The organism is Legionella qingyii (assembly GCF_003990155.1).
In the GTDB taxonomy this organism is placed as follows: domain Bacteria; phylum Pseudomonadota; class Gammaproteobacteria; order Legionellales; family Legionellaceae; genus Legionella; species Legionella qingyii.
In genome coordinates this window covers 16,304-29,299 of record NZ_RZGX01000006.1, presented here as the reverse complement: position 1 = coordinate 29,299, position 12,996 = coordinate 16,304, and the positions used below count along the sequence as shown (strand labels likewise).

Genomic DNA, 12,996 nt, shown 5'->3' with positions numbered 1-12,996 from the left:
TCGTGCTAACTCAAACCCAAGTTGAGTTTTTTCAAACGCAGGAAAAAATTCTTTGGCCGAATCATCGATAATACAAATCTTAATATATTGATCGTAAATCATTTTTATTAAGAGTTTGGCACAAGTGAGTTTAATTCGTACTTAATTTTAGTTGGAATTTAGGACGTTGGCTTTTTATTGACTCATTAGGAATTTTATGGAATATTGTGCCCCTTAAAAATCCATAATGGACAAGATAAGATATTTTTACAATGTGATCTTAATCCTATTCACAGCTCTCTCTTGGCAATAATACCTTTCCAAGATCCTTAATCGCTGGCAAATCCAGTATTGTTGAAGAAAATTTATCAGTCAAGGTTGTATGTCATTCTCGCTTAACAGGTATGGCCGCACGTTTGTTAACTTAGCGGCAGTGTCTTAAGAAAGTAGAATGGAAACATAAGTATTGCCAGAGGCAATTCTTAAGGATTTTATTAAAGGTTATACTTTTTTAAAAATAATTCGGTGATTCATATTATGTTTACAAAGAAAGAAACAAACTCTTCCAATCTGCGGCATCAAAAAATCGTTGAAGAGTTAACTAAGTTGGCTAAAAGCAATAATGAAGCGGGTCGAACATACAAAGAGGCTCTTTCATTGACAAAAAAGAGAAATTACCAAGCAGCTTTAAAGTTGCTGAAACCCATAGAAGAGTCTGAATTTTATTTTACAAGTAAATCCATAGTTCGGGCAGTTTCTAATTTACGAAAAGAGGTAAATTTTAAGTTATTTCAGAAAGCCTCATCTGTTATTCCACAACAAACACCTCTTAGCATAGAAGATAGACTGAACAATCCACAGGAAATTGAGTCCGCAAGGGATTTTTTGGAAATACATTTTACCTCATCCTACGATGATGACGACGTTGACTTACTTTTCTCTTGGAATGAAGCCTTGAAATTTGGACATAAAGTAAAAGGAACCCAAGATATTCCTCGCGATCTTAAACAATTAGAGCATGTTCTTTTAATCATTAATTTTCTTTTAAAATATCGCGGCAAAAAGGGTTTTGTGGCCCCTGTGGATATTGAATTGGATGAGTTTCATACAAAGGTTCTTGAAAACTGGGGAATTACTTCGGCTAGAGAGCTTCTTTTGCAGATGTGCCAAACATTATACCATTTGTCTGATGACACCCTGAATAAATACAACAAATTATTTATTCCTGCGCCTTTCACCTGGATAACATTTGAGCAATTTGGTGGCTTTATGGGGGAAGATAGCAGGGAAAAATTCTTGCTAATAAACACAGAATACCTATGCTCTATTAGTTCAAGTGACGAAGAAAAAAAGAAATCCTATTTTTCAGCGCTTAACCGATTGACTAATGAGTTGGCTCATAATGGTGATATTCTTGTTCACGCACTGCCTGATATCATCGAGAAAGACCTTCCGATTTTAAAGGAATGCATAGAAAAAATGAGGGCCGAATTAAATACAAAAAGGCCTGATAGTTTAATCCAACCTGTTTCTTTACTTAATATACAAGCTTTAACACAGCGTCTAATAGATACCAATACGTATACAAATGTTTTATCTTTGTTGACATTTCTTTATCAATCCATTGATAAAGCAAGAAATTCTAAACCAAGGATAGATGAATACAAAGATACGTTCCTTTACTTATCTTCAAAAGTAGGTCGGCATGCCGCTTTAAGGTATTTGCAAAAACTAGGAGAATATCTAACAGGAAAGAACTTTTATAGTTTCTATAACGAGACCGTCTCTTGGGAAGATCTTGTCAGTTTAAGGAATATTATTGTTCATCAGGATCAGGATAGTAATAAATATGTCGTGGATCTTTTGCTTCAAGACCCTAACCAGTTAAAGCAAATATTTAAGGCAGAATTAAAAGAACTCATTATCCTATTATTGGATAACTTGCTATTACGTGAACAAAAAACTTCTGTTTTAGAAGGAAACCCTCAAGAACATTGGTCAAATATTTATAACGCACAAGAAAAAAAAGCTCTGGAACAATTTGCATCATCCCAAGCCAAAAGAAATGTTACAACCCTCTTAACGTCCAAAGAAGATGAAGAATTTTTTATAGGTTTTCTGAAAAAGAAGAATGCTCCACAAGAAATAGAAGATTTGTGGTGCAAAATATTGCGGGGTGAAGAAAAATCACCTCTGACCACCAAAGAAGAAGGACAATTCAGACAAACATACTTCCCCACAAAGAAAGAAGATTTACAGAGTTTTACAAGGCTAAGTCAGATCATGAGGAATGCATTAAGTCCACCTAAGCTAAAAAAAAGCCAGCGTGAAGAAATGCTTAGGAAAATACAGGAAGAGGCTAAACAACGTGAAATAGAGAAAAAAAACAAAGTAAAGGGATTGGATACTATTCGAAGTATCGTTGAAAGTGCTATAAAAATCCAAGATGAAGGACATACTTTAAGTCCTTTAGATAGGATTAATGCGGCCATAGAGGCACTAGATAACATGAGAGAATTTCTAACCGAGGACTTATCTATTTTGCTAAATTATCCTTTACAAAAACATGGAGAAATCCTTGCTTTAAGGCTGCTGGCTAAACCCATATTGCGTGCTGCTCTTGAGTATAATTTTGGACAGCTTGTGCAACACTTGCAAAATATTCGTCAATTACATGCTTATCCAAAAACCAGTTTCTTAGAAAAGAATTACTCAAACTTAAAGCGATTAAGAAATTATGTTGAACATGATAATGCAATCATGATGAGTGCCGTTTCTTCTGAATCAGACAGTCCTATTATTAATCGTACTATTTTCGATAGTCAAACACTTTGTCCTATGTACATAAGCCTACTCAATGAGTTAGCTCCTGAATTACAACTGATCAAAAAGAGAATCGCCCCCCCGCCTAAAGAAAACAAAGCGGCAACATTTGGTTATATTTATCAACAACCTGTATCTAGACCTTGTACTACTACTCAAACATTGTTTTTTTTCAATCCAATTAACACTACTAATGTCAACAATACAAGAAAGCGTGAAGAAAAAGAGCAGGAAAAGGAAAAAGAGAAGAGTTATAATTTCTAACCATATTGGTCGGGCAAGTTTGCCCGACCTACTAAAAATTGAGAGTCAAAGTGGGCTGGTTTGAGCAGAGCTACCAGATAATATCGAGAAACAAAATGCTATTGATTATAATAAGAATTTTTAGCTAAAACGCCATAACGGTTATTTTTCAAAAGAATGCGCTCCTGTGGTAAAGCAATGGATGAACATTTAAGTGATTCAACTTGGAGTGAATAATAGCCTTAGGTCAGACCAAGATGTCCTTCCGCAAGTAATCGTGGCAAAATCTGTTGCCCTAAAATTGAAGCAAATTGGTATCCACTCGTCTTGAAATGAGCATCTAACCATACAAAATGATCAATTTCATTTCCTGGAACAGGAGTTCTTTCAATATCAACAAAATAGGTGCGCATCACTAATAATGCATCTTCATAAATGGCCTTTGCTTGAAATTCATCATAAGGTGTAACCGATAAAACCCTGACGTTTAATTCTTCCAATAATTCCCTTCTTAATGCCTCCTCATCAGTTTCTCCAGGCTCAATCTTACCTCCTGGTACGATGTATTCATTTGCTGGTTTTCCGCGTTTATGTACTGCCAAAACTCGATGCTGTGCATCAAAAATTAATGCACCGGCTTTAAAGATCGTTTTTACACATTGATTCATTTTCTAATATCCTATCCGTGAAACACGTTAATTGATTTAAAATGGTTGTAGATGGATTACTAATAACACTCTTGGGAGTAGTAAAAACTGCATCACATTGTTCACATTGGTGTTGTTGGTGAGGCACTACTGCCAGATGCTCCTTATCAAAATGCGCATGGGAACAACCAGGGCAGTTGATGCTGGTTAAACAAAATCGAAGTTCCGGAATTGCTTTTTGTATTTGCAATATACGCACCATTTCAATATCCAGAAGCATCCCATTTACCCAAACTTCACTATACGTGTTATCAATGACTCGCTTTTTTTCACGATTATAAGCATGAACATGAATTGCACTTTCTTCCAAACGTTTTGCAGTCCAAATAATCGAGGGGTTCGATCCCCAAATCTGAAATCCACCTGGATATTGTGTGTGATCTAAGATTATTTTTCGTTGCGGCATTATTGATGGCCTTTTTACTAATTTATCATCAAGCATCTCTTTGAATCGAATCACCGGATTCACTACACAACGCTTACTGGTTAAAGTTGAACCACCACAGAAGGTACAGTAATGTTCAAACGAAGGGAGAACGGAGGCCAAATTCTGATCGAGAAGTTCCATCCCACAATGACAGCAATTCAAACTAACGATATCAAAATCAAAAATCGAACTCATGGTGTAGCTTAAAGCACACGCCTCAGTAAGTATCATACTTTTTTCTTGCCAGATTATTTCAACTTCGGGGTAGGATTGGTCAATTATTTTTTTACCCGAATCAGCCATTCTTGCATGAACATGAACACCACGATCAAATTTTTTATTATGGCAATCAAACACAGCCGGTAAAGCACCCCACGCCGCTACTCCTCCAGGAAAATTATCCAGATTAATTGAAATAGGTTGGTGTCTTAAAATTTGAGAGTGATTTAGCATAGAGATACCTTAACAAAAGTAATTAAAGTATCCCTCGCCCTACAAGTTGAATAAATCATTACAAATCGGGAGGGAATCGAGAATAGATGTAATCATCAACTTGCGTGGATTAAACAAAATATAGAGAAAACCCTTTTGCATGTCAATAAAGACTAAACTGCAAGGTTGACTAAACCTAATCATTTCAAGGAATATAAGGAAAATAGGTAACGACATAAAACCAATTTAATTACAATGATAGAAATATTTCTAATCCATACGATGATTTTTTCATGTTGAAGAAAATACTGTTCTTGATGTTAATAGTAACAGGTTTGTTAAGCTGCAATAAAAATATTGAACAGCAAATCTCTTCACCACCTAAAAAATTTCCTTCCAGTACAAAAGATTATAAACCTGTAGATGATTTGCCTTACATTGCTTGGTGGCAACAATTTCATGATGTAGAATTGAATCAATTGATCAAGACTGGCTTGAACAACAACATGGATATTCATATTGCCATAGGAAACTTACAACAAGCACAAGGCGAATTGCGGCAAATCAAGCTCAGTTGGATTCCTTTTGTACAAATATTTGCCGGCTACTCCACGAACCCCGCACTTGGAGCGCCCGGTGCATTTTATGGGGTGTGGCCCTACTATTTCCTGAACATGATGAAACTTTATACCCAACAGAAAGAGGCCACATATAATGTTCAATATCGTCTCGCGGCCATTGAAGGAATGCGTCTAACATTAATTGGCCAGGTCGCGTCGGCGTATTTCACCTTAATCGCTCAATTAGAACAATTAAGATTATTGCAGCAATTAGACAATGACTTAAAATCATTAATTGAATTGAGCAAGGGCGAAATCAAGATTGGTTTAGAGAATGAAATTAATTTGGCTCAATTGCAATCGGATGAACGGCTGATTGCAGCTCAGATTAAACCTGCTTTGCATAATATTGTGTACAGTGAAAATGCTCTTCGTTATTTGATCAATGAAAACCCTGGCCGGATAAAAAATAAAAATAATTTTGCCCAAATAGACTTTTCACATTTTAAGCCGGGCAGCTTACCCGCTACAGTATTAAATAATCGTCCAGATTTGAAAATGGCTCAATATGCATTGAATGCCTCACGTGCGGCAATTAATGTTGCCTATAGTGATTTTTTCCCGGCATTGCAGTTAGATGACTTTCTAGGCGAAGTAGATTTGCCAAGCAGTAATTTTGCTGAAACAACTGATGCATACGTCAATTGGACGCTTGCCCCCAGCTCCCTTGGAAAAATTGCAGCACGTAAAGGTGCCTATAATGCAAAAATTGCTGAATTTAATAAAACAGTCCGACGTATTTTAAAGGAAGTTGATACTGACTATTCTGCCAATAAACGTATGAATGAAAAATATATAGCTTATTTACATGCGGAAAAAGAGTATCGTCGTAAATACAAACTACAGCAAGGATTGCTAAAAACAGGATTAATTTCTTATAAAGAATTATTACAAAGCAAAATTTATTTGGATAACATGGCTCTGTCAACAAATCAAGCCAAGTTGGAACTCACGATGTCATTGATTATTTTGTATCAAGACTTAGCGGGTGGATATGCTTACAAAAAATAGTTCAGGACTTATGAAAAAAGTAGTTATTGGAACGAATTGTAGCCAGGGAACAGCAATGAACTACATATATAATTTTAATGTAATTTGGATTTTATGATAAATTTATTCAGATATCGTGAACGTGTTAAAAATGGATTTGTTCGGCTAAAACGTTGGATCACCATCACCAATGTCATCATTTTTATTGGCATTTCAACAACCATTATTTATATTTTTTCTTTTTTATTTCCTTTCACTGATAACGCATTTGTCGTCAATAATGTACGTCCAGTTGCAGCCCTTGCGAATGGCTATATTACAAATCTTTATGTGCAAAATGGTGATGTTGTCAAAAAAGGTCAAAAGCTTTTTACTGTCTTTCAAAAACCCTATATCTATGCGGTAGAACAACTTAGCGCCGATTTAGCGAGTGCTCAAGCAAAATTAGCTGCGTTAAAAACTACTTATGAACGCGATCTCAAACTCAGTGAAAACGAGCAAAAAAATTACATCAAACTCAAACAGGATGATCAAAAATATTATAGAGGTTATTTATTAAAATCGGTTTCTCTCATCACCTTACAAAATTCACAACAAGAAACAAAAGCCGCTAAAGACAAATGGGACGCGGCTTTAAAACAATTGGAAATTGATCAACATCAAATAAAAGCACAAGAAAATGAAATTAAATCCCTGCATGCACGATTAAAAAATGCCAAAGTGAATTTGGAGCAAACAGAAGTTTATGCACAAACCAATGGAATTATCCAAAATTTATTTTTTAGCGTCGGAACACCCGTAAATATTAATCAACCACTATTTTCCTTAGTGGATACTGATGATATTTACATTCAAGCAAACTTTAATGAAACAGATTTGGGGCAAGTACATAAGGGTGCAGAAGTATTGGTATTTCCCAGAATGTATCTGGGGAGAAAAATGTTTCATGGCGTAATTGATTCAGATTATTGGGCGGCTAATCGACAATTGGTAGATAATCGAACTCAATTACAAAACGTAATCAATGAAAATCAATGGATCTTATTACCTCAAAGACTTCCCGTCATTATTCGCATCACAGATCCTGATTCTCATTATCCGCTCCGTCTTGGAACAAGTGCGTATGTCTATATCAAAGTTTAAGCAATGGCTTGATGAAGTGGATCCCTATGCCTTACAACGCATTACTCTTTATAAATGCCTCTTTGTTGCGACTATAGAAGTGTATGTCTATTGGTTGTTTCAACCTGTCAGTTTCCTTGCTTTTTTCTCCCCCTTTTTTTTGGTCGCCCTTTATGAAGCACCTGTACTTTCGACGTTTAAAGAAAAAGAACACTTACTGATTTTTATCACTGCTGCAGTCATTCTCATCAGCGTATCCTATTATCTTGTCTTTCCATTTCGCGGTGTTTTTTTCTTTTTCTCAATATTTGTCTTAACGGTAACCTATTTTTACGTTTTAAAATATTTCTATGCTTTGAAAAATCTAACCATGTTGCTTATATCGACTGGAGCTGTTGTTTTAAGCGCTGAACCACCAGCCAACCTTGAAGTCGCATACGGTTTTATTTCATCAACAACATTATCGATGACCTTTGCATTGATTAGTTTGAGAATTTTCCCCAATATGTATTTGATCGTATGGAATAAAGCCCTGCAAAAATTCATTCAGTACCTCGAGGAAGATATTGATTCCGCTATAAATCAAAATAATAAAAGCCCTATAGGAGAGGAAATTCTCCATTTAGGAATGGTCCGAAATTATCGTCGGCTACTTCCTAAAAAATATATAATGCAAACTTATCGTATGGGAGTAAACATACGAAATATTCAACACGCGTTAGACAATTTATATTACGAGACAAAAAATGAGGTATTTTGGTACGGTGTAAAAAACAATCTCTTTTGGCTTAGACACAATATGAAAACGTATATACCCTGTGGAGCACCCTCGCTTCCTATAGAGCCACAAACAAAATTACAACATCATATTGCTCGTTGTTTACAACAAGCGTTTATCCATTGGAATAAATTATGCTTTCTGCGGCAAAACTGAAGAAAAAACTTGATTATGCGCGGTTTACGCAATTAACAATCATGTTTATGGTTGCCATGTGGATTTACTTATTTACAACTATTCCTCATAAATGGTGGGTGTTACTCACAGTAATCGTCATCAGTGCAGGAATTGAGCCAGGTTTTATTATCAGAAGGGCAATTCATCGCATTGGAGGTACTTTTGCTGCCTTGCTGATTCTAATTCCTCTAATTTATCTCATGCAGTTGAATTATCGATTAATTCCCGTCTTATTTATAATCAGCATCATTGGACTCGCCGTTTCATCATTAAATACAAAACGCTACGACATCAGTGTTTTTTTTATTACTCTTATGGTTTTTTTACTATTAGCGCAGACCACTGAAGCAAACTCACCTGAGGGTCCATTTGAAATGGTGCTGAATCGCGGTACATGTACTTTAATTGGTATCTTTATTGTTTTAGTTGGCGATTATTTTTTATTTCAAGCTTATCGTTACTCCCAAAAACTTTATTTATTTCATCAAATGATGGTTTACAGTTTTTTTAACGATATGATGCAACAAATAGTCAAATGCCGAGAGCAAAAAATAAATACATTTCTTTTTGTTGAGAAATTACGTGGTGAGGTAATCAAACATTGTGCGCCCATTACAATTAGTTCTGAAAACTTAAAACTGGAAGTTAAAATCAGCCAAGAAACCAAAAAACGAGTCGACATCTTTCAAGAAACAATTTGGGATATACGCAGGCTTTTATTTGCATTATGTGTTTCTGAATTTGTTTTACACTCTTCAGCAACAACTGAGAAACATTTACAACAATTTAAAATCTTAATGAATAAGGCGAAGAACAATTTTATTTATACTGAGGATATTTAGAGTAGCGATTCGTCCTTATTTTTAAAATTCCAGAGGGAGAAGTTTGAGACAAAGTATTTGATTAACATACTTTGTCTCATTTTATAAACATCGATAAAGATGCGACTTACTGATTCAGCATGATGGTCCGGCCGTACATGTTTTTTCTACTTCTAAAGCTCGTTTTTTTTCTCCAATAACCTGATTTAAAATTCTTAGCTCACAAACAGCAGCTGTTTTCTTTTGCTTCAAATCTGCAATCCATTCATTCAGGCTACTAACTTGTTCAGAAGCATGTGAAATTTGAGTACATAAATACTGTGACTTAAGATCATAAGAGGTCATGGGAGAATAACCAGCCGCTTGTCTTCCAAGGTATCGATCCGTTTGATCCGTATCAGAAAGAACCCCACCAAGAGTTTGCTGAAATCCTGTCTCCTCATCTACGACGTGTTCATATGTTAGTTCATGGGCTCGTTTACTTTCCAAAAGCTGAGCTAAACGTGCCTCTGCAACCTTTAATGCATCATTATGTTGATCAAGTCTGTTGTCAATCCAAACAAAATGAGGTTCATATTCTCGGTTAATTCTGATTAATTGAGGCAAGTCTTGTTGCTTAAAATATTGACGAAGTTCAAAAGGAGTTTTATGTGGAAATTTTGCCATAATTTAATCCTGATATTAAAAAAAACAAATAATATCACTTTTTACCCATATAGGAACTATTTTATCATTATGGTGATTTGCGAGCCTAGCTCCATAGCATCGATTAAACGATCTGAGGTATTTTTTTTCAGGAAACTTAATATGACTAGTGCCTAATCATGAAGTTTCGACTAAAGAACCCAAGCTCTCTGTAGCCAGCGAATGAAGTAGATTAATTTTTATGAGTTCAGCTAGAGTCTTAGTTTCCATTTTCCGCATAACGTTCGCGCGATGAACTTCTACTGTAGATATAGATATATCAAGCATATGAGCTATTTGTTTATTTAATTTTCCTTCAATAACCAAATCCATAACCTGTCGCTCACGTTTGGTCAAACGCTCAAGGCGCTCATAAAAATCAGATTGAGGCTGCAGGAACGAATGAGATTGCATTTTTTTGAGGCATTTTTGAGTAATTTCTAGTAAATGCTGGTGATTTACCGGTTTAAGAATGAAATCTGTAGCTCCAGCTTTCATCGCTCGTACAGCCATTGGAATATCACCATAGCCTGTGATCATGATTATCGAAAGCTGATTTCTTGATGCATTAAGATGCTCCAGCAATTCCAAACCACTCATAAGCGGCATCCGCACATCGATAATCAAACACCCTTTTTGCATGTAATCATAACTATCAAGAAATGATTTGGCATTTTCATAAGTGTGCACTGGAATATTAACAGACTCAAATAACCAACGAAATGACTGGCAAATCTCTGGATCATCATCCACTACAAAAACAGCTGCATTAGCAAAATCCATATTCACTTCCTTGCTCAAATAATACTAAATTGAAAGATCAAAATAATTCAGGGAAGTTCCTTCATTACAAAATGATTCCTCAAAGTGATTTGAACTACTTCTCTACTTTTACTTTTCTAATTTAGGGTTTACCCCAGCTTCATCCAAGGTAAAGGCTAACTAGTCATCGTACAATAAAATTTTGAATAATATCGAACTCACTTAATCTAGCATTAAAAGGAAGTAATATCCAATTTCATCAGGAGAATCATGCATGGAGAGAAAGATAGCAGTTGTTACGGGGGGAACCGGAGGAATAGGTACTGCAATTTGCAGGCGTCTTGCAACGAATTATAAAGTAATTGCATGTTACTTTAAAAACGGTAAACATGATGAAGTATTGCAGTGGCAAACGCTACAAAAAAAATCAGGTTATGATATCGAAATTCTCTTTGCAAATCTGGTGAATTTTTCTGATTGTGAAGCGATCACTAATTCGATTATGGAGCGTTTTGGTCGTATTGATATCTTAATCAATAACGCTGGAGCTACATGCGATGTCAACCTAAAAAAAATGGAACCTCACCATTGGCAACAAGTCATTGATGCGAATTTAACAAGTACATTCAATATAACACGTAACGTTCTACCTTTTATGATTGAGAAAAATTATGGACGAATTGTTTGCATTTCATCAATTAATGGACGAAAAGGTCAATTTGGTCAATGCAATTATGCTGCGACAAAATCTGCTTTATTTGGGTTTGCAAAGAGCTTGGCCTTGGAAGTTGCAAATAAAGGGATCACCGTTAATACCATTTCCCCTGGTTATATTGAAACATCGATGATAACTACTTTAAAAAAGGAAGTCCTCGATAAGATCACGAACAGTATTCCTGTAGGGCGGCTTGGTAAACCAGAAGAAATTGCCAATGCAGTTTCCTTTTTAGTCGGCGAAGAAGCTGGATTCATCACCGGTTCTAACCTGGATATTAATGGTGGTCAATACATGGGGGCTTAGTCCTTCATAGTTCATGGTACAAATCGCATTCAAGTCAGAATGCGATTTACCGATCTTGGCTTTAAAAACAAAATGATGCCCTTTTCTAGCGTTGTATAATAAGATGGAAATTAGAAAAAATTTTTTACTTTAGTATGAACCTGAAAATTAATAACGACAAACTCATTGTATTTTTTTGGGGAGAACAATCATGCCAAAGCTTCCTCATAATATCGAGCTTAGGGAAGTAAAAAAAGAGGTGTTACCCGCTAAAATTGCATCATCTTTATCTAAAGGAATCACCGAAAAAAAAATATTAACTGACCAATATGGTGCATATTATCTGATAAAAAAACCTGATGCATTAACTGTGAACGATGTGTTCAAAGGCTATCTTTCTCAAGAAGAACTGAAGAATCCTTCTTTTAATACCATGGAACATATTTTCTCTATCAAACTCGAAAGTGCTTTCCTCGAGATATTGATTCCCCACATGGCAAAAAAAATGTTTGAGGGTATTTTAGTCGTCCCGGAAAACCATCTACATGTGGATAAGGACGGAGCAATTGGCGTCATCTCCAAATTCATCAATGGTTTTTCTGAATTTTTGTCACAAAAAGAAGCAGTCAAAACAGACCCATTATTTGAACGAGAATACTTGCCTAAGCGGGTCAATTTATCACTCTCTTTAGAAGAAGCAAAAATTCTTGGTCAATTGTATGCAGTGGCTTTAGTTTTTAATTTATGGGATTTATTAAATTCCAAATTACTCAACTCAGGCTATTGTGTGGAGAGTGATGGTACCAAACGAGCTGCAATTGTTGATTTTGGTTGCGCAGGTATTCTGAGTTATAAAGGTCGTCATGCAGATACGCTGGCGTTGGATGATCCCAGTTTTTCCCCGATTATGAAAATCAGCCACTCATTTTTTGGGCAGAACTATCGTGATCATTATCGCCATGGTTATGCCCTACCCTTTGATAAATTGGTGGGTCCTCTTTTACCCCATACAATTATTGCTGATTTATTCAATATGTCTGGGGAGGATATAATTAGCCGTTCCATGCTCGATGGCTTTTGTCAGGCAATTACTGCCGCAGAAAAAAATATGGCTCAAAATCCTCATTTATTGGAAGAGGCATTAATGCGAGCATATGACGCATTCACTTTAGACTCTTCCTTACAAGCCAATGAGTTAAAAACCCACTTGAATGCTGAGTTTTATGGCAAACCTGAAAAAAACTCGCATAATCTGGTGACTCTTCTTCAACAACGTCTTGCCAGTACCCAAATGCTCATTGTGCAATTTAAAGCAGGAATACCAGCAACTTTAATTCAAGAAGAAATCAGGGACTATTATTATTATTCTCAGTGTTAGGAAGATTTGCTATTTTATAATTTTGCGTATATTAATTTAGTATTGCGATGCAC

General features: G+C 35.7%; 11 protein-coding genes. 7 read left to right on the top strand and 4 right to left on the bottom strand.

Annotation, left to right across the window (positions count from 1 at the left end; genetic code table 11):
- The first annotated feature begins 516 nt into the window (after positions 1-516).
- Positions 517-3,066 (top strand): hypothetical protein, encoded by a 2,550-nt coding sequence (locus tag ELY20_RS05685; RefSeq protein ID WP_110143873.1) that lies wholly within the window; start codon positions 517-519, stop codon positions 3,064-3,066.
- A gap of 221 nt (positions 3,067-3,287) precedes the next feature.
- Here the strand turns inward: ELY20_RS05685 and ELY20_RS05680 are convergent, their stop codons facing one another.
- On the bottom strand, positions 3,288-3,713 hold the full coding sequence (locus ELY20_RS05680) for an NUDIX hydrolase (protein ID WP_126955647.1): 426 nt from the start codon (positions 3,711-3,713) through the stop codon (positions 3,288-3,290).
- Positions 3,685-4,632, bottom strand: a complete 948-nt coding sequence (locus tag ELY20_RS05675; RefSeq protein ID WP_110143875.1) for a hypothetical protein — start codon at positions 4,630-4,632, stop codon at positions 3,685-3,687. Before ELY20_RS05675 ends, ELY20_RS05680 begins: the two co-directional genes overlap by 29 nt.
- 272 nt (positions 4,633-4,904) lie before the next feature.
- Here ELY20_RS05675 and ELY20_RS05670 point away from each other — a divergent pair, with 272 nt between their 5' ends.
- From ELY20_RS05670 to ELY20_RS05655, 4 genes are all read left to right on the top strand, one after another.
- Positions 4,905-6,242, top strand: a complete 1,338-nt coding sequence (locus ELY20_RS05670) for a TolC family protein (RefSeq protein WP_110143876.1) — start codon at positions 4,905-4,907, stop codon at positions 6,240-6,242.
- Positions 6,243-6,335: 93 nt separating this feature from the next.
- A complete protein-coding gene (locus ELY20_RS05665) occupies positions 6,336-7,364 on the top strand; it encodes an HlyD family secretion protein (RefSeq protein WP_126955646.1) in 1,029 nt (342 codons plus the stop codon).
- Positions 7,345-8,277 (top strand): hypothetical protein, encoded by a 933-nt coding sequence (locus ELY20_RS05660; RefSeq protein WP_110143877.1) that lies wholly within the window; start codon positions 7,345-7,347, stop codon positions 8,275-8,277. Before ELY20_RS05665 ends, ELY20_RS05660 begins: the two co-directional genes overlap by 20 nt.
- On the top strand, positions 8,256-9,140 hold the full coding sequence (locus ELY20_RS05655) for an FUSC family protein (RefSeq protein ID WP_110143878.1): 885 nt from the start codon (positions 8,256-8,258) through the stop codon (positions 9,138-9,140). Before ELY20_RS05660 ends, ELY20_RS05655 begins: the two co-directional genes overlap by 22 nt.
- A 114-nt stretch (positions 9,141-9,254) precedes the next feature.
- Here the strand turns inward: ELY20_RS05655 and ELY20_RS05650 are convergent, their stop codons facing one another.
- Complete coding sequence (locus ELY20_RS05650) at positions 9,255-9,785, bottom strand: hypothetical protein (RefSeq protein WP_110143879.1); 531 nt, start codon at positions 9,783-9,785, stop codon at positions 9,255-9,257.
- 156 nt (positions 9,786-9,941) lie between these two features.
- Positions 9,942-10,586, bottom strand: a complete 645-nt coding sequence (locus ELY20_RS05645; protein WP_110143880.1) for a response regulator transcription factor — start codon at positions 10,584-10,586, stop codon at positions 9,942-9,944.
- Positions 10,587-10,839: 253 nt separating this feature from the next.
- On the opposite strand from ELY20_RS05645, the gene phbB reads away from it, so the two are divergent.
- Both phbB and ELY20_RS05635 read left to right on the top strand, forming a co-directional pair.
- Complete coding sequence (gene phbB / locus ELY20_RS05640) at positions 10,840-11,586, top strand: acetoacetyl-CoA reductase (protein WP_110143881.1); 747 nt, start codon at positions 10,840-10,842, stop codon at positions 11,584-11,586.
- Positions 11,587-11,776: 190 nt separating this feature from the next.
- The gene (locus ELY20_RS05635; protein ID WP_110143882.1) at positions 11,777-12,943 is read left to right on the top strand and encodes a hypothetical protein; all 1,167 of its coding nucleotides are present in this window, start codon (positions 11,777-11,779) and stop codon (positions 12,941-12,943) included.
- Positions 12,944-12,996: the final 53 nt, after the last annotated feature.